General features: G+C 68.9%; 17 protein-coding genes. 8 read left to right on the top strand and 9 right to left on the bottom strand.

Annotated elements, in window-relative coordinates; translation table 11 throughout:
- The first annotated feature begins 55 nt into the window (after positions 1–55).
- On the top strand, positions 56–2,983 hold the full coding sequence (locus QWJ38_RS08620) for a TonB-dependent receptor (protein ID WP_290358641.1): 2,928 nt from the start codon (positions 56–58) through the stop codon (positions 2,981–2,983).
- 91 nt (positions 2,984–3,074) lie between these two features.
- A complete protein-coding gene (locus QWJ38_RS08615) occupies positions 3,075–3,773 on the top strand; it encodes a substrate-binding periplasmic protein (protein ID WP_290358640.1) in 699 nt (232 codons plus the stop codon).
- Between the two features lie 10 nt (positions 3,774–3,783).
- Here QWJ38_RS08615 and QWJ38_RS08610 read toward each other — a convergent pair whose 3' ends face one another.
- From QWJ38_RS08610 to QWJ38_RS08570, 9 genes are all read right to left on the bottom strand, one after another.
- Entirely contained in the window at positions 3,784–4,647 is an 864-nt protein-coding gene (locus tag QWJ38_RS08610) for an aldose 1-epimerase family protein (RefSeq protein WP_290358639.1), read from the bottom strand.
- Positions 4,638–5,750, bottom strand: coding sequence for an ABC transporter ATP-binding protein (locus QWJ38_RS08605; protein ID WP_290358638.1), 1,113 nt, complete (start codon positions 5,748–5,750; stop codon positions 4,638–4,640). Before QWJ38_RS08605 ends, QWJ38_RS08610 begins: the two co-directional genes overlap by 10 nt.
- Before the next feature lie 12 nt (positions 5,751–5,762).
- Positions 5,763–7,304 (bottom strand): FAD-dependent oxidoreductase, encoded by a 1,542-nt coding sequence (locus QWJ38_RS08600; RefSeq protein ID WP_290358637.1) that lies wholly within the window; start codon positions 7,302–7,304, stop codon positions 5,763–5,765.
- Entirely contained in the window at positions 7,298–8,779 is a 1,482-nt protein-coding gene (locus QWJ38_RS08595; protein WP_290358636.1) for a DUF4127 family protein, read from the bottom strand. Before QWJ38_RS08595 ends, QWJ38_RS08600 begins: the two co-directional genes overlap by 7 nt.
- Positions 8,776–11,205 (bottom strand): glycoside hydrolase family 38 N-terminal domain-containing protein, encoded by a 2,430-nt coding sequence (locus QWJ38_RS08590; RefSeq protein WP_290358635.1) that lies wholly within the window; start codon positions 11,203–11,205, stop codon positions 8,776–8,778. The genes QWJ38_RS08595 and QWJ38_RS08590 overlap by 4 nt, the downstream gene beginning before the upstream one ends.
- A 131-nt stretch (positions 11,206–11,336) precedes the next feature.
- Positions 11,337–12,152: a carbohydrate ABC transporter permease gene (locus tag QWJ38_RS08585; RefSeq protein WP_290358634.1), complete on the bottom strand. Its 816-nt coding sequence runs from the start codon at positions 12,150–12,152 to the stop codon at positions 11,337–11,339.
- 155 nt (positions 12,153–12,307) lie between these two features.
- Positions 12,308–13,171 (bottom strand): carbohydrate ABC transporter permease, encoded by an 864-nt coding sequence (locus tag QWJ38_RS08580; RefSeq protein WP_290358633.1) that lies wholly within the window; start codon positions 13,169–13,171, stop codon positions 12,308–12,310.
- A complete protein-coding gene (locus QWJ38_RS08575; RefSeq protein ID WP_290358632.1) occupies positions 13,168–14,049 on the bottom strand; it encodes an ROK family protein in 882 nt (293 codons plus the stop codon). The genes QWJ38_RS08580 and QWJ38_RS08575 overlap by 4 nt, the downstream gene beginning before the upstream one ends.
- Positions 14,046–15,311 carry an ABC transporter substrate-binding protein gene (locus tag QWJ38_RS08570; protein WP_290358631.1) on the bottom strand — a complete coding sequence of 422 codons (1,266 nt, stop codon included), beginning with the start codon at positions 15,309–15,311 and terminating at the stop codon, positions 14,046–14,048. The genes QWJ38_RS08575 and QWJ38_RS08570 overlap by 4 nt, the downstream gene beginning before the upstream one ends.
- Positions 15,312–15,493: 182 nt before the next feature.
- Here QWJ38_RS08570 and QWJ38_RS08565 point away from each other — a divergent pair, with 182 nt between their 5' ends.
- The 6 genes from QWJ38_RS08565 (at position 15,494) to QWJ38_RS08540 (ending at position 21,695) form a co-directional block, all read left to right on the top strand.
- The gene (locus tag QWJ38_RS08565; protein WP_290358630.1) at positions 15,494–16,222 is read left to right on the top strand and encodes a GntR family transcriptional regulator; all 729 of its coding nucleotides are present in this window, start codon (positions 15,494–15,496) and stop codon (positions 16,220–16,222) included.
- Positions 16,215–16,931, top strand: coding sequence for an N-acetylmannosamine-6-phosphate 2-epimerase (locus QWJ38_RS08560; protein ID WP_290358629.1), 717 nt, complete (start codon positions 16,215–16,217; stop codon positions 16,929–16,931). Before QWJ38_RS08565 ends, QWJ38_RS08560 begins: the two co-directional genes overlap by 8 nt.
- A gap of 231 nt (positions 16,932–17,162) precedes the next feature.
- A complete protein-coding gene (locus tag QWJ38_RS08555) occupies positions 17,163–18,479 on the top strand; it encodes a DUF5009 domain-containing protein (protein WP_290358628.1) in 1,317 nt (438 codons plus the stop codon).
- Positions 18,480–18,505: 26 nt separating this feature from the next.
- Positions 18,506–19,576, top strand: a complete 1,071-nt coding sequence (locus QWJ38_RS08550; protein ID WP_290358627.1) for an SGNH/GDSL hydrolase family protein — start codon at positions 18,506–18,508, stop codon at positions 19,574–19,576.
- Positions 19,573–20,787 carry an AGE family epimerase/isomerase gene (locus QWJ38_RS08545; RefSeq protein ID WP_290358626.1) on the top strand — a complete coding sequence of 405 codons (1,215 nt, stop codon included), beginning with the start codon at positions 19,573–19,575 and terminating at the stop codon, positions 20,785–20,787. The genes QWJ38_RS08550 and QWJ38_RS08545 overlap by 4 nt, the downstream gene beginning before the upstream one ends.
- Positions 20,784–21,695: a carbohydrate kinase family protein gene (locus tag QWJ38_RS08540; RefSeq protein ID WP_290358625.1), complete on the top strand. Its 912-nt coding sequence runs from the start codon at positions 20,784–20,786 to the stop codon at positions 21,693–21,695. The genes QWJ38_RS08545 and QWJ38_RS08540 overlap by 4 nt, the downstream gene beginning before the upstream one ends.
- Positions 21,696–21,713 lie beyond the last annotated feature (18 nt).

Here is a 21,713-nt window from a genome sequence, read left to right as displayed (position 1 = left end):
TGACTAGGCCGCCGACCCGAGGCCGGGCAAGACAACAAATGGAGAGAGAACGGACATGAAATTCCATCGCACGCACATCGCCAGCGCCGTGTCGCTGAGCCTGCTGGGCCTGATGATCGCCCCGGGCGGCGCCTGGGCCGCCGACACCGCGCCGGCCGCCGGCAGCCAGAAGGCCGAGAGCAGCGAGGCCAAGGGCAGCGAGCAGAAGAACAACACGCTGGAGCAGGTCGTCGTCACCGGCATTCGCGCCTCGCTGGAGAAGTCGATCAAGACCAAGCGCGATGCCGATACCAATATCGAGGTCGTCACCGCCGAGGACATCGGCAAGATGCCCGACAAGAACATCGCCGACTCGCTGTCGCGCCTGTCCGGCGTCAACGTGACGCACGGCGCCGCCTTCGCCTTCGACGAGGCCGAGCGTGTGCAGATCCGCGGCACGCCGCCGAAGCTGAACCTGGTGACGATCAACGGCCACTCGCTGAGCTCGGGCGATTGGTACCTGAGCGACCAGAACGCAACGACCCGCGCGGTCGGCTTTGGCATGCTGCCCTCGCAGCTGATCGGCCAGTCCATCGTCTACAAGAACGGCCGCGCCGACATCACCGAAGGCGGCATCGGTGGCGCCGTCGACGTCATCACGCGCAAGCCGCTGGATCTGCGCCAGCAACTGACCGGCGAGGTCAGCCTGGGCGCCGTCTACAGCACGCTGGCCGACAAGGTCGATCCGCAACTGAGCGCGCTGCTCGGCTGGAAGAACGAGGACAAGACCTTCGGCGTGCTGGTGCAGGCCTTCCGCGAAGACCGCAGCCTGCGCCGCGACGGCGTGGAGAACTTCGGCGTCACGACGCTGCTGAGCCAGGACACGACCAATCCGGCCAAATGCATCACCGTCAACGGCAGCCAGGTCTGCGGCAATGCCGAGCTGAAGGGCAAGCGCCTGCCAGGCAACCTCGCCTCCGCGCTGTTCGAAGGCGAGCGCAAGCGCCATGGCGGCTTCCTCAGCGCCCAGTTCAAGCCCAGCAACGATCTGGACATGAGCTTCAGCGTCTTCCAGTCCTCGCTGGACGCGTCCAACTACAACAGCAACACCTTCACCTTCGCCAACAATATGCTCAACGGTGCCGGCGGCACCACGGCCAACGGCGCCATCCTGAGCAACTACAAGATCGTCGGCGACGTGGTCACCGCGGCCACGATCAACCCGAACCCGGCCCGTCTCTCCGCCAACGGCGGTCTCGGCGACATCGCCGTGCAGTCGGGCCACCAGGTGCGCAGCGGCGCGGGCTCCTCGGCCGGCTTCTACGACTTCGACTTCAAGCTGCGCGCCAACGATCGCCTGGTCTTCAACGGCAAGGTCGGTCACACCGAGGGCACCGGCGAGACCGAGTCCAGCCCGGGCATGCTGTTCCGCGCCTTCAACAAGCCGATCACCTACCAGATCAACGGCGACCAGGGCCTCGACTGGTCGGTCGCCAACGTCAATCTGCGCGACCTGACCCAGGGCGGCTGGCATCTGATCTCCGACATCCAGGCCGTCTTCAAGACCAAGGACCAGGACACCTACCTCTACCTGAACGGCGAGTACGACACCGACGCCGGCATCCTGACCAAGACCAAGTTCGGCATGCGCGCCGGCAAGCACCGCAACGAGAAGGACCAGATCAACGGCGCCTGGAACTTCATGACCACCGGCACCGGCACTCCGACCCAGGCGCAGATGGACGCGCAGTTCCCGGTATCCACCTTCCCGATGAGCAATGCCGGCTACTACCCGGCCGACTACGGCAGCGGCCTGAACGGCAACTTCCCCAAGGACGTGCTGCGCCTGGACCGCGGCACCATGCTCAATGTCAACAGCCTGATCAACTACGACCCGGTGCTGAACAAGAACTGGGCCGGCAGCTACATCGTCAACGAGAAGACCGAGGCCTTCTACCTGATGCAGGAGTTCGAGTCCGGCGCGCTCAGCGGCAATGCCGGCGTACGCCTGGTCGGCACCGAGGTGAACTCGATCTTCTACCAGGCGCTGCCGGCGAACCGCGTCTGCCCGGCGCTGGCCGTCAGCTGCCCGCCGCAGGTGGGCACGCCGGTGCAGAACCCGATCGCCTCTTCGCGCCTGTCGGGCTATATGCAGCAGGAGGTGACGACCCACCACACCGATCTGCTGCCCAGCATGAACCTGCGCTGGGACCTCGATTCGCGGACCATCGCCCGCGCCTCGGCCTCGCGCACGATGGCCCGCCCGGAGTATTCGGAGCTGGCCGGCGCGATCAGCGGCCTCAACAACAACGTGACGCCGAAGAGCGCTTCCGGCGGCAACCCGAACCTGGAGCCGACGACCTCGAACAACCTCGACGCCTCGCTGGCCTGGTTCGCCAACTCGCGCGCCTATGTGCAGGGCAGCGTGTTCACGCAGCACATGCACAACTACGTGAAGCGCGGCACCGCCTTCGTGAACCTGAAGAACCCGGACACGCAGGAGTTCGAGCCCTATCTGGTCAATTCCTTCCAGGGCCGCAAGGCCAAGCTCAAGGGCCTGGAGCTGTCGGGTGAGTCGCCGATCGGTGGCGGCTTCGGCATAGTCGGCAACGTGACCCTGGTGGACGGCGTCGACCAGGACGGCGCGCAGATCATCGGCACCTCGAAGTGGACCTACAACCTGCGCGGCTACTACGAGTCCGGTCCATGGACCGCGACGCTGGCCTGGAACCAGCGCTCCGCCTATCCGGTCAGCTACTTCGGCAACGGCACGATCAGCGACGCCACCGCCACGGCGGCCCGCAACGGCCTGAACTACGCCGATGCGCAGGGCAGCCTGGCGGCCTCGATCAGCTACCGGATCAACGACAATATGAGCGTCGTGCTGGACGGCACCAATCTGCTGAACCCGACCTATTACTACTACTCGATCACGCCCGACATGCCGCTGGGCTGGTACAAGAACGGACGCCAGGTCTTCCTGAACCTGCGCGCCAAGTTCTGACCGCGGCCTAGCGCCACGGCAGCCGGCTCGTTCCTAGGAATGAGCCGGCTTTTTCTTTATCCTGGGAGCACCGCTTGCCAGGTTTCCTTCCATGCGTCGAGCGCTGTCCTGCGTCCTGCTGCTCCTGCTGAGCGCCCCGCTCGCCCTTGCGGCACCGGAGAGGCCATCGCTACGTGTCGCACTCTTCGATGTCGCGCCCTACGCGCTGAGCAATGCTGGCCGGCTGGACGGGATCTATGTGCGCTTGGCTCGCGAGCTGCTGGCCGAGGCCGGGCTGGACGCCCGTATCGAGCTGGTGCCGTTCGCTCGCATCCCGCTGCTGATCGGCCAGGACGGAAGCGATATGACGATCAGTTTCGCTACCGAAGCCCTGGAGGCCGCGGCGGAGCGATTGGGCACGGTGATGTACGTCGAGTCGCTGGTGGTGACCAGCCGGGCTCGTCCGGCGAGTCAGCTCGCGGACCTGAGCGGCGCCCTGATCGGAAGAGCGCGTGGCGGTTGCCAGGACCTGCGCGCGCGCGACGATCTCGGGCTGCGTTGGCTGGACATCAAGGGTTTCGACAATGCGCTGAAGATGCTGGCGCTGGGCCGCTTGGACGGTCTGTGCCTGACCCGCGACGTCCTGAAGCACTACGCTGCGGTGGCCGAGGTCGAGCGGGACAGCCTGGGGACGGAGATCGTCATTGGCCGCCGGCCGGTCCTGGTGTTCGTGCGCAAGGGTCTCGATGCCGGAACGGTCGATCGCCTGCGCAATGTGCTGGCCTCGCGCAAGCCCCGGTCCACCGATTGACGAAGTCCCTTCAGTCGCGCCGCGCGGCCAGCTCTATCCGGTAGCCGGTCTCGAAGCGCTGAGCCGGCGCCAGCCGCAGCAGATCCGGCTTGTGCAAGAGCTCCTGCGGGCTCTGTGCGTGCTCGTCAACGCCCCACCAGGGCTCGATGCAGACATAGGCGGCGCGCGGTCGGGCCCAGAGGCCCAGATGCGGCGCCCCACCGGTGTGGATTCGCAGCCGCTCCCCATGCGCCCGATGATTCAGGCTCAGCCGGCGCGATCGGATGTTCTTGAAGATCAGCGCGTCGCGATCGAAGAGCTGCTCGCCCAGCTGCACGCTGCGCGGCGGCGAAAAGACCAGCGGCTCCGGCATGGCGGCCAGCAGCTCGCCATCGAGCCGGTAAACTTCGGGCGCTTCATCGGTCTCAAACTCGACCGACCAATCTCCCAAGGGCGCGGCGGGCAAGGCGAAGGCCGGGTGGGAGCCGAGACCGAATGCCATCGCTTCTCGGCTTTCATTGACGACGCTGTAGCGCAGCTGCAGGGCGTCAGGCGAAAGCTCGAAGTCGACATCGAGCCGGAAGTCAAAGGGGTAGATCGCGCGCGTCGCCGCATTGGCGCGCAGGCGCAGCCGCAGCGCGTCATCGCGCTGTTCGACCAGCTCGAATTCCTGCGCCGAAGCGAAGCCGTGAATCGGCTGACGGTAGGAGCGCCCCGCATGCGTGTAGCCGCCGCCGCGCAGCCGGCCGACGAAGGGGAACAGGATGGGCGCGGACTGCGGCCAGACGCCGGCCTCGTCCTGCCACAGGTATTCCTCGCTGCCGCGGCGCAGGCTGCGCAGTTGGGCCCCGCGCAGCTCAACGCGCGCGCTCAGATCGCCGCAGCTCAGCTGCATGGCAGGGCGGTGAGCGTCTGCTTGCCCGCTGCAATGCTGCGGCCCTGCTCGTCAAAGGCATAGACCCAGTCGGCCTGCGGCTGCACATGCAGGAGCTGCCCCGGCTGCAGCGGCAGCATCGCGGGCACGGCCACGCACAGGCTCTGGCCGCAGGCGCTCAGATGCGCATAGCTGCTGGCACCGAGCCGCTCGACCAGGCGCAGCTCGGCCGCCAGGCCGGTGTCGGCCAGCTGGCCATGCTCGGGACGCAGGCCCAGGCGCAGCGCCATGCCCGGCTGCAGCGCCGCCCCCGGGCGCGCGGCGAACTGCCAGCGGCTGCCGTCCGGCAGCTGCGCCGTCGCGCGACCGCTCTCGTCGACCTCGATCAGCCGGGCCTCGAGCAGGTTCATGCCCGGCGAGCCGATGAAGCCGGCGACGAACTCGTTGCAGGGATCGGCGTAGAGCGCCATCGGGCTGCCGACCTGCTCGACCCGGCCGGCGCGCAGCACGACGATCTTGTCGGCCAGGGTCATCGCCTCCACCTGGTCGTGGGTGACGTAGATCATCGTCTTGCCGAGCTCCCGGTGCAGGGCGGCGATCTCCAGCCGCATGCGCAGGCGCAGCTCGGCGTCCAGGTTCGACAGCGGCTCGTCGAACAGGAAGATGTCGGGCTCCTGCACCAGAGCGCGGCCGATCGCCACCCGCTGGCACTGGCCGCCCGAGAGCTCGCCGGGCTTGCGCGCCAGATAGGGCTGCAGCTGCAGGATCTCGACCGCGCGCGCCAGCTTGGCGGCGATCGTCGCCTTGGGCACGCCGCGCATGCGCATGCCGAAGCCGAGGTTCTGCTCGACCGTCATATGCGGATACAGCGCGTAGCTCTGGAACACCATCGCCACCGAGCGCTGGCTGGGCGCGGTCTTGGTCAGGTCGCGGCCGCGCACATGGATGCTGCCGCCGCTGGCCTCTTCCAGCCCGGCGATCAGGCGCAAGAGCGTCGACTTGCCGCAGCCCGAGGGGCCGACGAAGACGACGAACTCGCCCTCGTCGACGCTGAGGTCGATGCCGTGCAGGGTCTGCAGCGCGCCGAAGCGCTTGTCCAGTTTCGCGATGTCGAGAAAGGCCATGGATCGGTCGGTTCAGGAAAGTTGGGCCAGCAGGGCCGCGTCCCAGTGCAGCGGAATGCCCTGGGCGCTCAAGCCCGCTTGCAGCGCGGCGAGCCGGTCGGCGTCGGCGCGGATCTGCGCCGGGGTCAGGCCTTGCTCGAGCGCGAAGGCGGCCAGCGCGCCGGCCACCTCGCCGATCAGCCATTCGGCCGGATGGACGCGGGTGCAGGCGTTGACGAGGTGGGTGACGCTGAGGTTCTTGCAGGCCGGCAGCAGGTTGTCGCAGTCCGCCGCGATGAAGCAGCCCAGCGGCAGCTCGAAGGGCCGCACATGGGCGTTCAGGCCCTGGCCGCTGACGCAGGTCGGGTGCATGTCCATCATGTACCAGGCCACGCCGACGGAATCCTCGTGCACGGCCGGCTGCTGCACGCGCTGCTGGGTCAGGCAGTCCAGGCCGACGATGCGGCGCGACTCGCGCACATAGACCTGCTGGGCCAGGCCGTCGGCCGTGCCCAGCACGCCGGCGGCAGGCTGCAGCTCGGGGTAGCCTTGGCCGCCGTCGGCGCGCGGCGCCTCGGTCTGCAGCCAGTGCAGCAGGCACAGCGAAAGCTCGCGCGCGGCGGCCTCGACCTCTTCTTCGGACAGCGGCCCGTCGAGCAGCGGCTGCAGGCCGTAGTCGTTCTGCGCCCAGTTGATCAGCGAGACTTCCTCGCGCGGCGGCTTCCACTGGTGGGCGGCGACGATGCGGCGGTAGCGCCAGAGGTCCAGCGTCGGGTCCTGCGGATCGTCGCTGGCGGCGAACAGCGCAAAGCGCTTCGATTCGCCCTGCGTGCCGCCGGGCAGGAATTCGCTGAACAGTGCATGGCCGTACTGAGGCAGCCGGTGCGCGCGCCAGAAGGCGTAGCTCGGCGGTGCTTCGATCACGGGGCCGGGGCTTGCCTGGCGGCGCAAGGCAATCACATGGGTGATCGGCTGCTGGTCCAGCGGGTTGGCCGTTTCGGGCGCCAGCGACTCGCCGAACTCGGCGCGTGCCTCCTTGCCCAGGCGGTAGGGCAGGCCGGCCAGCTGGATCAGCGCGCCGGTGTCGGTGGCGTCGAGGAAGTAGTCGGCCGCGATCTCACGGCCGTCAAGCAGCGTGACGCTGGCGATGCGGCGGCCGCTGCGGCTGGCCGCAACGGCGCGCTGGCCGCGCAGGATCTGCAGCCGACCGCTGTCCACCAGCGGCGCCAGCAGGCGCTCGAAGTAGTCGGCCGCGACTTCAGGCTCGAAGCAGAGCCGGCTGACCCAGCCGTCACCCGGATTCAGGCCCTCGGTCATCGCCGTGCGGTCGGTGAAGCCCTCGCTGTCGCGGTAATGCGCGCGGATCGCCGCGCGGAAATCCTGGTAGCTGCGGCTGGCGCCGCCCTGCTCGATCAGCCGGTGCTCGTCCGGCGGCACGCCTTGGGCCGTCATCTGGCCGCCGAGCCAGTCGTATTGGGCCACCAGCAGCACTTGGCGGCCGGCGCGCGCGGCGCTCCATGCGGCCAGCACGCCGCCGAGGCTGGCGCCGATCACGGCCACTTCTGTTTTCAACATTGCAACTCCAGGCCAATCTCGAACGTGCGGTCCCAGGGCAGGTAGCAGCGAGCGATGCGGCCGGGCAGGCCGGTCTCGCGCAGCCAGGCGTCGGCGGCCGGCACGAAGTTCGAACGCACCTCGGCGGCCAGTTCATCGGCCGACAGCGCCGGCTCGTCGATGCGCTCGCGCAGGGCCCGGCGCAGCCGCGCCTGGTACAGATAGTCCTCGGCGAGGCGCAGCGCGGTGTTCAGCCGGTTGGCCTCGTCGCCAAGCGCTTCGCGCGCCAGCACCAGCTGCGCCAGCAGGCTGCCCAGGCTGTTGCTGGCCGTGTTCCAGCCGGCATAGCCGACGAGCTTGGGCAGCAGGCCGCGCGCGGCCAGCGCCTCGATCAGCACCGGATCGGCGCCATTGGCATAGGCGAGGTCGACGACGGCAAGCGGCAGCGTGGTGGACGCAAGCTGCTCCACCCAGGCCGTATCCAGCGGCTGCGGCGCGGGCAGCGGCAGGCGCATCGCCCAGTCGCCCTGGGCCGGGCCACTGCTGTGCAGGGCCAGCAGCAGGTCGGCCGGCTCGTTGTTTGCGACCAGCCTTGCGCCGACCGCCTCGAGCTGGCTGGCAAGCGAGTCCAGCACCGGCCGGTCCTCGTAGCGGGCGCGCAGTTGCTGCAGATGATGGGGGTCGCTGCAGCTCAGCGCGATGCGCAGCGGCGCGGCGTCCTCGCGCGCGCGCCCCACCAGATGCGCGGCCAGCGTGTGCATCACCTCGTCGGCGCCGGGGTAGATCAGCACGCGGCTCGCCAGCCCGCGCTCCTGCACCAGCTGCTGCAGCCGGCGACGCTCGGCGATGTTGAAGCCGTACTCGGCCGTGTCGTCCTGCGGAAGGATCAGCCGGGCGATCACGCCTTCGGCCACCAGATCGAGCAGGGCCTCGTTGACGGCGAAGTTGCGTGCGCGGGTGGCTAAGTAGTCGTTGCGGATCTCGGCCGGAATCGCCGCCTCGGCGGCGGCGGCCAGTCGTGCGGCCTCGGCATCGCCGGTCTGTCCATGCCTGTCGCTGTGGAAGGACCAGGCCCAGAGCCGCTCGCCATGCTCGGCCCAGTAGGGCTTCTCTTCCTCGGCCACATTGTTGTTGGAGATGCGCATCGTGGCCGCGAAGGCATAGATGGGCAGCCGCGGCTGGCGCTGCTTGAGGCGACGGAACAGCGCCAGCCGCGGCAGCAGCGCATGAAGCTCGTCGGCGATGAAGCGCGAGGGCACGAGCCCGCCGTAGACCAGCATGTCGATCGAGACGACTACGCCGGCCGCGTCGGCGGCCTCGCGCTCCAGCCAGGCGGCCAGGGCCTCCCGCGGCGCCGGCTCGCGCATATGACCGAGCGCCGCCACCTCGGGCATGCGCATCTCCCAGCCCGCGGCGGCGACCAGGTCCTGCACCTGGCGGCGCACGACCGGCCGGCCGTCGACCGGCAGGCCGACGAGGGTTTTCTTGTTCTTCATAGCGTGTAGCTGGCGATGCCGCAGGGCGGCACGTCGCCCTGGGTTTCGTCGGTGGGATTCCAGACCCGAAGCTCCAGCGCGCCGGCGCGTCGGCGCAGCGCGCTGACCTGCAGCGCCCTGTTGTCGAGCTGGTGCGGCGCGCGCCATTTGTCGCCATGGCCGCGCAGCGCCAGCGGCGGGCGGCGCAGCGCCTGCGCCTCGGTCAGCAGTTCGATATCGCCGCCTTGATCACCAGCCATGCCGAGCAGGCCAAGGCGGAACTCGAAGCGCTGCTCGCCCAGGCATTGCGCCTCGGGCGTGGCGATGTCGGGGCCGGCGCCGACGCCGCGCGTCACCAGGTCGCGGCGCGACAGCCAGCCGACGCTGCGCACCAGCGTCACGGCCAGCGCCTGCTGTTCGCCATCGGCTGCCAGGATCTCGTATTCCTGCATCGCGCGATGCGCCAGTTGCACCGGGCCAGCGGCGATCGCGCTGTAGCTAGGGTTCACCGCCACCGGCATCTCGCGCCGCGACAGTTCGGCCGGGTAGTCGGCCAGCACCAGCGGGCGACGTTGCCAGACGAAGGCGCTGTCGCTCCAGCTCTCGGCGATCTTCTCGTTCAGCGGCAGCACGAGGCGGGTGCGCTGGTCCTGGGCCTGGTTGTCCCAGTCGAGCTGGGCGTCGATGAAGCGGCTGTCGCCGTGCAGGCGCAGGCGCAGCGTGCCGCGGCATTCGACGTCTTGGCCCGAGGGGCCCTGGCGCTGGGCATCCAGCGAGGCCGGCAGGCGGGCGCTGATGGCCAGCAGCATCTCTTGCGTATCGCCGCAGCGCCTGACGCCGATCGGCGTGAAGCGGGTATGGCGGCGGCGCTCGGGCTGCGGCGGCGGCGCGTAGTTGTAGCTGTCGCCGGCATCGAGTTCGCTCGCCAGCCACAGCGGCTGCAGGCGGCCGCCGGCGTGGATTTGCAGCTCGCCCTCGGCGTCGAGCGCGATGCGGTAATGCGCGTTGGCGATTCCCTTCAGGACTTGCTGCTTTACGCCCTCGGCCTTCTCCAAGCGCAGCTTGCGCGCCTGCAGGCCGCCGAGTGGGCACAGCAGGGCCACTTCGTAGTCGTGGCCGATCACCGGATCGGGGAAGTCGTCCAGCGGCGAATGGAACTGCCGCGCCGGCGTGACGCTCAGCAGGCTGGCCGGCAAGGCTTGGCCCTGCTCGTCCAGCACGCGCAGGCCGGTGGCCGCCTCGCCGGCCAGGAAAAGCGTGAGCGTCTGCCAGCCTTCGCGCGGCTGCGGCAGCGGGTTGAACAGCGTGAAGGCCGCATCGTCGGCGAAGGGGCCGGGCTTGCGCGCGACCTCGTCGCTGACCATGCCGGCCGCCAGCAGCGCCTGCTGGCGCAGCGCGTCCAGGCGCTGCTGCAGCTGCTCGAAGCGCGAGACCATCTCGCGGTGCACCGCATCGGCGCTGCAGCCGCAGATCGAATCGTGCGCCTGCTGCTGCAGCAAGCTGCGCCAGCATTGATCGAGCGCACGCTCGGGCAGCGGCACGTCCAGCATCGCGAACAGCGGCTCGATCTCGCCGAGCAGCCGGTCCTCGGCCAGCTGCTGCGCCAGCTTCAGGTAGCGGCGCGTCGACAGCACGTCGGGTAGCACGAAGGCCTGGGCATTGGCGCGCAGCTCGCCCTGCACGCGGGGCCGGCGGCCGGCGGTGGCGGCCAGCACGCGCTCGGCATGCTGCTGCAAGCCCTCCTGCACCAGCTCGTACTCGACCTGCTCGGCATTGAAGGCGACTATGCGTGCGGCGAGCTCGGCATGCGGCAGCAAGTGGTCGCCGCCCTGGGTCAGCAGCAGGTTCTCGCTCAGCGCGCGCGGCGCGATCTGTTCCAGATAGCGATTCAGCGCGCCGCGCCAGTCCTCGACATTGAAGGGGTGCTGGTAATAGCCCTGGGTCAGGAACAGCGTGCCGACCGTCGAGCCGTCCGGCGCCACCCAGTCGAACTCCGAATGCGGCGTGTCGACGCCGCGCCAGAGCACCGAGCTTTCGATGCCGTGGTGGCGAAAGATCTGCGGCATCTGCGCGATATGGCCGAAGCTGTCGGGCAGGTAGCCGACCGTCTGGCAGTTGCCATGCGCCCGGGCGTCGGCCATGCCGATCTCCAGATTGCGCCACAGCGATTCGCCGCTGCACAGGAACTCGTCGGCCATCACATACCAGGGGCCCAGCACGATGCGGCCCTCGCGCACCAGGCGCAGCACGCGTTCGCAAAGATCCGGCTCGCCATGGGCCAGCAAATCCTCCAGCGCGGCGACCTGGCCGTCGAACAGGAACTGCTGTAGATCGCCGCGCTCCAGCTGATCGGCCACCCGCGCCATCACGCGCAGCAGACGTGCGACGAACTGCTCGCGGGTGAAGTACCACTCACGGTCCCAGTGCGTCTGCACCACGACGCCCACGGATTTGCGCCCCTCGCCTGGCGGGTACGCCAGTCGGTCCCCCGAGGGGACAGGGGCCGGCTTGGGAGCGGCCCGGCGCTCGGCCCCTCCCTGGTCAGATGCCGCTTCGCGGCCATTGATGGAGTTGCTCATCATTCTTTTACCGCGCCCTTCAGCGCGCCGTCGATGAAGTAACGCTGGCTGAAGGCGAACACCGCCAGCACCGGGATCAGCGAGAACACCGCGCCGGCCGCCACCAGGCGCCAGTCCAGCGAGAAGGTGCTGGAGAGCCGGTTCACGCCCAGCGGCAAGGTGAACAGCGAGGGCTCGTCGATGATGATCAGCGGCCAGAGGAAATCGCCCCAGACGGCGATGAAGCTGAACACCGCCAGCGTCGCCAGGCTGGGCCGCACCAGCGGCACGAAGACGAACCACCAGACCCGCCAAAGGCTCACGCCCTCCATCACCGCCGCCTCCTCCAGCGCGCGCGGCACGCCCTCGAAGGCCTGCTTCATCAGAAAGATGCCGAAGGCGGTGCAGGCGTGCGGCAGCAAGAGGCCCAGCAGCGAGTTGCGCAGGCCCAAGCTCACCGCCAGCTGGTAGACCGGGATCATCAGCAGCTGGAAGGGCATCATCATCGAGGCCAGCAGCGCCGCGAAGATCAGCGCCTTGCCACGGAAGTCCAGCCGCGCCAGCGCGAAGCCGGCCAGCGAGGAAAACAGCAGATTGCAGCAAACCGCCAGCACGGCCACCAGCGCGCTATTGCGCAGATAGCGCCACAGCGGCTGGCTCTGCAGCACCCGCTCATAGTTGGCCAGCGTCGGCTCGGCCGGCAGCAGCGAGGGCGGGTAGGCGAAGATGTTTTCGCCGCCGCCCTTCAGCGAGGTCGACAAGAGCCACAGGAAAGGCCCGACGGTGACGACGGCCCACAGGCACAGCACCAGGTAGCGCAGAAAAAGACGTTGCACTTTAGTTGTCCATGAGGCAATCGCTTGCGGGCCGAGCGCCGGGCCGCTCCCAAGCCGGCCCACCATGGCGATGTGCTTGCGGCTCAACGCCGCAAGCATCGCCGTCCCCTCGGGGGACCGGCCAAGGTACTCCTTGGACGAGGGGCTTCATTTTTTCAGTGCTTGCGTTTCAACAGCCGCAGATTGATCAGCGAGAGCAGGAGCGTGATGCCGAACAGCACGACGCCGGCGGCCGAGGCCAGGCCCATCTCGAACTCGGCAAAGGCGGTCTCGTAGATGAAGTAGACCAGGGTCTTGCTCGCGTCCATCGGACCGCCCTGGGTCATCACATAGATCTCCTCGAAGACTTTCATCGCCGCGATCGAGGACATCACCGCCACCACCGCCATCGAGGGCCGCAAGAGCGGCAAGGTGATGTGGACGAACTGCTGCCAGCGGCTGACGCCCTCGACCTCGGCCACCTCGTACAGATGGCGCGGGATCGCCTGCAGGCCGGCCAGGTAGATGACCATGTAATAGCCCATGCCGCTCCAGACGGTGACGGCCATCACCGCGAACAGCGCATTGCCCGGATCGGTCAGGAAGGCCACCGGCTCGGCCACCAGGCCGCTGGCCTGCAGCACATAGTTCAAGAGGCCGCGCTCCTCGTAGACCCATTTCCAGATCAGGCCCGAGATCACCAGCGAGGTGACGACCGGCAGGTAGAACAGCGCGCGGAACAGGCGCACGCCGGGCAGCGCGCCGTCGACCAGCACCGCCAGGCCGATCGGCGCGATCACCAGCACCGGCACGACGACGATCAGGTAGAGCAGGCTGTTGCGCAGCGCCGACCAGAAGAAGGGATCGGCCGCCAAGCGCTGGTAGTTCGCCGTCCCGATCCATTCGGCCGGCGTGATCATATTGAAGCTGGTGAAGCTCAGCAGCAGCGCCTGCAGCGCCGGATAGAGCACGAAGCCGCCGATCAGGCTGCAGGCCGGCAGCAGGAACAGATAGGGCAACAGGCCATGGCGTGAGTTCATGTGCCGGCCTCCAGTTGATCGAACAGATGCCGCGCCGCGCCGAACACCCCTGCCCGCTTGCCCAGAGCAGCCGGCAACAGGGTCACGCCTTGCACCGCCGCCTGCAGCTGCGGCCACCAGCGCGATTTCGCGTCCAACATGCCGCCGCCGATCAAGACGCACTCTGGGTCCAGCGTCCAGCGGATGTTGTGGATCTGCGCCGCCAGCTGCTCGACCCAGATCGCCAGCGCAGCTTCAGCGATGGCATCCAGAGGCTCCTGCAGCACGGCGCGCGCACCGGCCTCGGGCGGCAGCTCGCCACCGAGCTCGCGGTAGAGATTGGCCAGGCCGGTGCCGGATACCAGGGACTCGACGCTGCGCCACCGGCCGCCATGCTGCAGCCGTGCGCGACCGAAATGGCCGGCGATATGGCCCTTGCCCGTGTGGACCCGGCCGCCGATGGCTAGTGCACCACCCAGACCGGTGCCCAGCGTCAGCATCACCGCGTTCGCAAGCGGCCGCTCGCGCAGCGCGCCCCAGGCCAGCTCGCCGAGCAGGGCGGCGTGAACGTCGTTCAAGGCATGGACGGCCATGCCGGGGAAGGCGGCGCGCAGATCGGTGCCGGCCCAGCCGGGCATCGCGTCGGTGGCGTCGACGACGCGCGCCGTGTCCGGATCGATCACGCCGGCGGCCGAGATGCCCAGGCCCCGCACGGTTGGCAAACCGGCGGGCAGATCGGCCAAGGCCGCCCGCATCGCATCCAGCACCGCAGCGCCGCCGCGGGCGGCCTCGGTGGGACGCTCGGCCTCTCCCAGCAGCTCGCCGTCGGCGCCGATCGCGGCGGCGAGGATCTTGGTGCCACCGACGTCCAGCGCCAGTGCGCAGTAGTTCGACTTCATCGCTTGCATCCCAGCAACTGGCCCCATTGCCGGCCGATGTCGGCCAGCGCCTCGTCGCGCGGCCGGCGGCCCAGCATCACCGCCTGCAGATTGCGCGCGTAATTGCTGCGCAGCTTGTTGTAGTTGCGCAGCGGCGGCACCTGCACCTCGCCGTCCAGCACATGGCGGGCCGACAGCGCGCGGGCGCGGCCCAGCAGATCGCTGCTGTCGGGGGCGGCGAACAGCGGATCGGCATAGCTGGCCCGCGTCGAGGGCAGGATGGGCACGCGCCGGGCGAACTCCAGCTGCTGCAGCGGCGCGGTGACGAAGCGGGCGAAGCGGAAGGCCAGCTCCTTGTTGGGACTGGCCTCGGGCACGACCAGGTTCATCGCCGCAATGCCCGGCTTGCGGCCCGGCGCGTGCAGCTGCGGCGCGGCCTCGATCTCGCGGTAGACATCGCGATTGGCGTTGCGGATATAGCTGAGGAACTGCATGCCGCTGGAGACGACGGCGACCTGGCCGGACAGGAACATCTCGACCGCCTTGCGATGGCCCTCGCTGACGACATTGCGCGGCGTCAGGCCCTCGGCATAGAGGCGGCGGTAGAAGTCGAACACGCGCTGGCCCTCGACGTTGATGAAGCCGGCTCCGCAGCCGCCCGGGCTCAGCAGCTCGGCCCCCATCGCCACCAGGGTCTCCAGCGGGCTGGATCCGTCCAGCGCCGGGAAGTAGGCAAAAGCGCCGCTGCCGCGCTTGATCACCGGCGCGGCGGCCAGCAGCTGCTGGTGGCTGGCCGGAATGTCCGCGCCACCCAGCAGGCGCTGGTTGACCAGGGTCAGGTTGGTGCTCAGGTACCAGGGCAAGGCGAAGCAGCGGCCGTCCAGGCGGTTGGCATTCCAGGCGGCGGGAAGGTAGTCGGCGCGCTCGTCGGCGCCCAGGTATTGCTCCGGGTCGGCCAGCGCGCCGAACTCGGCCAGCTTGGCCGAGAACTGCGGATTCAGGTTGACCACGTCGGGGCTGCCGCCGGCGGCGATCGCGCTGAGCAGCTTGCGCTCGGTCTCGGCCCAGGGCAGGTCCACCCACTTGACCGTCACGCCCGGATGGCGCGCCTGAAAGCCGGCGATCAGCTCGTTCACATAGGCGTCCAGATGCGGCGACAGCTGCATGGTCCAGAACTCCAGCCGCTGCTCGGCGCGGGCCGCCCACAGCGGCTTCGCGGCGGGCAGCAGGCTGGCGGACAGCGCCTGCAGCAGGCGGCGGCGCGCGGAATCGGGAGAAGGCAAGGTCAACATCCTTTTGGTCTAGCAATGGTACACAACTGAGCTGCCAAATCCAGCGCTTATTGCCCTAAATCGCTGCGCGTCTACCCTAGTTGTCTAGATTTTGTCGTGCCATTAGGCTTCTTGCTGTATATTTTGTAGACCAAAAACGAACCAATGAAGTTCAGGGCCGTGAAGGAATGGTGATGGACAGAGCACAGAAGCGCGAGCAGCTGAAGCAGAACCTGCTGACGCTGATCCAGCAGAACGCCGATGGCGGACGGCTGCCACCGGAACGCGAGCTGAGCGAGCGTTTCGACGTGGCCCGCGAAACGCTGCGCCGCTGCCTGCGCGAGCTGGAGGCCGAGGGCCTGCTTGAACGCAAGCAGGGCGCCGGCACCTTCGTGTCGGGCCAGCCGGTCGTCAAGCGGCCGCAGCTGATCTCCTTCTCCGAGGACATGCGCGCACGCGGCTTCTCGCCGTCCAGCGAGCTGCTGTCGATCAACACCGTCGCCGCCGGGGCCAAGCTGGCGCAGAAGCTCAAGCTGGTGCCCGGCTCGCCCCTGCTGGAGATCCGCCGCCTGCGGATGGCCAACGACGAGCCGATGGCGCTCGAGACCGTCTATCTGGCGCAGGCGCGCCTGCCCGATTTCGACCCGGCCGCGCTGAAGAGCGGCTCGCTGTACGAGTTGCTGGACAAGCAGTACGGCGTACAGATCCGCTCGGCCAGCCAGCAACTGCAGGCCACCGTGCTGAGCGAGGAAGAGGCCGAGATGCTGGAGGTCCCGGCCTTCTCGCCCTCGCTGCTGGTCGAGCGCATCACCCTGTCGACGAAGGGCGAGGTGGTCGAATACGGCAAAAGCCTGTACCGGGCCGATCGCTATCGCTTCGAGCTGAACGTCGTGCGCGACATGCAGGAGCCGAATCTTGACTGAAGGGAGCTTGTGCCGCGCGCCCGGGCGTGAAGCCCGGCTGCGCGAACTGGACCGCATCGTCAAGGGCGGTCTGATCGTCTCCTGCCAGCCGGTCGAGAACGGCCCGCTCGACGACGACGAGGTGGTGCTGCGCCTGGCGCTGGCGGCGCTGAGCGGCGGCGCCTCGGCGGTGCGCATCGAAGGCGCGGCGCGCGTCGCCCGCGTGCGCCAGGGCATCACGGCGCCCATCATCGGCATCGTCAAACGCGACCTGGCCGATTCGCCGGTGCGGATCACGCCGCTGATGGAAGACGTGCAGGCGCTGCTGCGGGCGGGCGCCGACGTGATTGCCGTCGACGCCACCGAACGGGTGCGTCCGGTGCCGGTGCGCGAACTGCTGCAGGCGATCCATGCCGGCGGCGCGGTCGCGATGGCCGACTGCTCCTGCCTGGCCGATGCACGGGCCGCTGCGGCGCTGGGCTTCGACATCGTCGGCACGACCCTGTCGGGCTACACCAGCGACGAAGTGCCGAGCGAGCCCGACTACGAGTTGCTGGCCAGCTTGAGCCGACAGCTGCCGCGCGTGATGGCCGAGGGCCGCTACAACACGCCGGAGCAGGCTGCCCAAGCAATCCAGCTTGGCGCCTGGGCCGTGACGGTCGGCACCGCGATCACGCGGACCGAAGCGGTGGCAGCCTGGTTCAAGACCGCCCTCGAGACGCGCAGCTAGCTAGTCACCGACAGCGTCCCGAGTCGAACCACCTGCCGCCGGCGACGATGGCCGCGGCGCCTGCTCCGCGAGATATCCCGATGCGCACCCTGCCCTACTACCCCCGCCTGCCGGAACCCTGTCGCCGCAGCATGCCGGCCCTGCCACCGGCCGCCGTGCTACCGGCAGCGACGCAACAAGGCGCCCCGGCGCGATCGCCGGCCGTAGCGGGCCTCAAGAAGCAGCGGACCGATGACGCCGCCGCGTGACCCCGCCCTGGATGCGCTGCGCGGCCTCGCCATCCTCGGCATGGTCTTGTCCGGCAGCCTGGCCTTCGGCGATGCGCTGCCGGGCTGGATGTTCCACGCCCAACAGCCTCCGCCGCTGCATCGCTTCGAGCCGACACGGGCCGGCATCAGCTGGGTGGACCTGGTCTTTCCCTTCTTCCTGTTCAGCATGGGCGCGGCTATGCCGCTGGCCATGCGCAAGCTGAAGGGCAATCTCGAGGCCCTCGTCGCGATCGGCCGTCGCTTTGCACTGCTGCTGTTCTTTGCGCTGTTCACCCAGCACATGAAGCCAGCCAACCTGCAGTCGCTGGCGCCCTGGGCCGCGCTGACATTGCCGCTGCTGGCCTTTGGGCTGCTGAGCCTGATGCTGGGACCGGCACGGCCGAAGATCAAGGCCGCCGCATGGTGCGGATCCGCCCTGCTGCTGGCCTTGCTGCCCTTTCAGCGCGGAGCCGGATTCGAGCTGGGCCGTAGCGACATCATCCTGCTGGTGCTGGCCGACATGGCCTTGTTCGGCGGTCTGCTCTATTGGTTCACCCGCGACCGGCCGCTGCTGCGCATCGCGCTTTTGCCGCTGCTGGCCGCCGTCCTGCTGGGGCGCCAGGTGAGCGGCAGCTGGAACGCCGCGCTGGCCGGCTTCACCCCAGCGGCCTGGGCCTACCAGTTCTACTACCTGAAGTACCTCTTCATCCTCGTGCCGGGCATGTTCGCCGGCGAATGGCTGATCGGAACCGCTCGCTGCGAAGCGGCGCCGCGCTGGCCGGCTGCGGTCGCGCTGACGCTGATCGTCACCAATCTGAGCCTGCTCTACGCGAGAGAACCAGGATGGAACCTGCTGGCCAGCCTGGCCTTGACGGGTCTGCTGCTGTGGTGTGCTTCGGCGCTCGATCCGCTGGGCCAGCGCTGCGTGCAGGCCGGCGGCTATCTGCTGCTGCTGGGCTTGGCCCTGGAGGCCTTGGAGGGCGGGATCCGCAAGGACAGCTCGACCTTCAGCTATTACGCCGTCGGCAGCGGACTCGCCTTCTTCGCCCTGTTGGCCTTGCGCGGGCTGCCCGCCGCGCTCACCCGCTGGCTGGCCATCCATGGCCGCAATCCGCTGCTGGCCTATGTGGCCGGTGCCCTGGTCGTGCTGCCGCTGCTGCATCTGTCGGGCCTGCATGCCCCCTGGTCGGCCTTGAACAGCGGCTGGCTGCAGGGGCTGGCCAAGGGCTTGTTGTTCACGGCCGCGGTGTCGGCCCTGACCCTGGCCTTCACGCGCCGCGCCTGGGTCTGGAAGGCCTGATGAACGGCCACGCGAAAGCAGAGAGGATGAAGATGAACAAGCTGATGGCGGCCGGCCTGCTCGGCATGGCTTTGCTCGGCACCGCCGCGGCGGACCGGGTCCCGGCCGACCTGGTGCAGACCAGCGGCCGCATCGTGCCGATCTCCGGCGGCGGCTGGCTCGCCACCTGGCCCGGCGTCAACTGGCGCTTGCGCATTCGCGGCGAATCGCTGGGCCTGCGGCTGGACGATGCGCTCAACTACTGGGTCGTCGAGGTCGACGGCCAGGCGAAGCTGCAGATCGCGCCGGAGCCCGGCGAACGACTGATCTGGCTGCGCGGCCTCGGCGCCGGCGAGCATGATGTGCGGCTGGTCAAGCGCACCGAATCGTCGGCCAAGGCGGCCCGGGTGCTCGGCTTCGAACTGGAGCATGGGGATGCGGCCTTGCCGCCCGCGACCAAGCCGGCGCAGCGCATCGAGTTCATCGGCGACTCGTACACGGCCGCGATGGGAAATATATCGCCCGGCCGCGCCTGCACGGGGCCGGAGATCGGCGCCCGTACCGACATCACGCAGGGCTTTGCGGTGCTGACGGCGCGCGCGCTCGGCGCCGAGTGGCAGATCCATGCCAAGACCGGCGCCGGCCTGGTGCGCAACTGGGCCGGCGGCCTGCCGGACGAGACCCATGGCACGCATTACGCCCGCGCGCTGCAGGATGATCCGTCCAGCCTGCCGGCGCGTGACTGGCTGCCGCAGACCGTCGTCATCGGCCTGGGCACCAACGATTTCTCGACCGCGGTCAAGCCGGGCGAGCCGCGCGATGCCGAGGCGCTGGAGCGCGACTTCCTGCAGGCCTACCGCGCGCTGCTGGCCGATCTGCGGCAGCGCTATGGCGATCCGAGCATCCTGCTGCTGAGCCTGCCGCTGCCGGCCAATGGCGACCGGCTGCGGCCGCTGGTGCAGCGCCTGGTCGACGAGCAGCAGGCCGCCGGTCATCGGCGCATCGGCCTGCTGGACTGGGGCCCGCTCAAGGGCGGCGGCTGCGGCTCGCATCCCGACGCCGACGATCACAGACACATGGCCGAGCTGCTGCTGGCCCGATTGAAAGAGCTGCAATGAACTTCCCTGACTTTCGCGATCCGGCCACGCTGGACGCCCACATCCGCCACACGATGGACTTCTACCGCCCGCGCTGCACCGATGCGAGCGGCGGCTTCTACCACTTCTACCGCGATGACGGCAGCGTCTACGACGCGACGACCCGTCATCTGGTCAGCAGCACCCGTTTTGTCTTCAACTTCGCGATGGCCTCTCGCCGCTTCGGCCGCGACGACGACCGCGCGGCGCTGCGCCACGGCCTGGCCTTTTTGCGCGAGGCACACCGCGATCCGGCCACCGGCGGCTACGCCTGGCAGCTGCGCTGGGCCGAGGGCCGCGCCGAGCTGCTGGACGGCACGAACCACGCCTACGGCCTGGCCTTCGTGATGCTGGCCTACGCGCATGCGCTGATGGCCGGCGTCGCGGAGGCGCGTGCCTGGATGGACGAGACCTGGGCCTTGATGGAGGTGCGTTTCTGGGAGCCGGCGGCGGGGCTTTATGCGGACGAGGCCGGCGCCGACTGGGTGCTACGCCCCTACCGCGGCCAGAACGCGAACATGCATGCCTGCGAGGCGATGCTGGCGGCCTTCGAGGCCAGCGGCGAGCTGCGCTATCTGCACCGCGCCGAGACGCTGGCGCGCAGCATCACGCAGCGCCAGGCCGCGCTGGCCGACGGGTTGATCTGGGAGCATTACCGCGAAGACTGGTCGGTCGACTGGGACTACAACCGCCACGACAAGAGCAATATCTTCCGCCCCTGGGGCTACCAGCCCGGACATCTGACCGAGTGGGCGAAGCTGCTGCTGATCCTCGAGCGGCATGGGGCGCAGCTGCTGCAGGGCGCCGACTGGCTGCTGCCGCGTGCCAAGGAGCTGTTCGACACCGCGATGTCGGTCGCCTGGGACGAGCTCAACGGCGGACTGTGCTATGGCTTCGGCCCGGACCGCAGCATCTGCGACGCCGACAAGTACTTCTGGGTCCAGGCGGAGAGCCTGGCGACCGCGGGTCTGCTCGCCAAGCGCTGCGGCGACGAGCGCTACTGGGCCGACTACGAGCGCCTGTGGCGCTACAGCTGGGCTCACTTCGTCGATCATCGGCATGGCGCCTGGTACCGGATCCTGCGCCCCGACAACAGCAAGTACAGCGACGAGAAGAGCCCGGCCGGCAAGACCGACTATCACACGATGGGTGCTTGCTACGAATTGCTCCATGCCTTCGAGGACAAGGCATGAGCCGGCCTCTGCCCGGCTTCGTCTCCTTCGGCGAGGCATTGACCGACCTGATCCGCGTGGACGGCCATCACTGGCGCGCCTGCGACGGCGGGGCGCCGTGGAACCTGGCCCGTGCGATGCAGGGACTGGGCGTGTCCAGCGCCTTTGCCGGCGCGATCAGCACCGACGTCTTCGGCCGGCAGTTGCGGCAGGCCACGCTAGATGCGGGCCTCGACGAGCGCTATCTGCAGAGCGTCGACAAGTCCCCCTTGCTGGCCGTCGTGCATGAAAGCTCGCCACCACAGTACTTCTTCATCGGCGACGACAGCGCGGACCTGCACTTCGATCCCTCGGCCTTGCCCGAGGGCTGGCGTGAAGCGATCAGCTGGGCGCACTTCGGCGGCATCAGCCTGGCGCGCGAACCGCTGGCACGGCGGCTGCTGGCGCAGGCCGAGTCGCTGAGGGCCGATGGCATCAGGATCAGCTACGACCCGAACTTCCGCGTGCTGATGGACGAGCGTTACGACGCCACGCTGGCGCGCATGTGCAAGCTGGCCGATGTGATCAAGGTGTCCGACGAGGACCTGTGCGGGCTGTTCCGCACGACGGACCCGGCCGTCGGCCTGCGAACGCTGCGCGACTGGAATCCGCAGGCCTGGGTGATGGTGACCCGGGGCGAGCATGGCGCCGAACTGCTGCACGGCACGTCAAGCAGCGCTGCAAGGCCGCCCGCCGTGACCGTCGTCGATACCGTGGGCGCCGGCGACGCTTCGATGGCGGGGCTGATCGTCAGCATGATGACGCGGACCGATGCCCCGCCCGAAGCCCATCTGGCCTGGGCCATGGCCGCCGGAGCGGCGGCTTGCATGCAGGCCGGCGCGGCGACGCTCACGATGGACGCGATCCTGCGGCTGGTCCCGCCCGCTTAGGCGACTCCACCGAGCAGC

Origin of the sequence: Roseateles violae (assembly GCF_030410485.1) — a bacterium.
Classification (GTDB): domain Bacteria; phylum Pseudomonadota; class Gammaproteobacteria; order Burkholderiales; family Burkholderiaceae_C; genus Roseateles_D; species Roseateles_D violae.
This window is presented reverse-complemented; position numbering and strand designations above follow the sequence as displayed.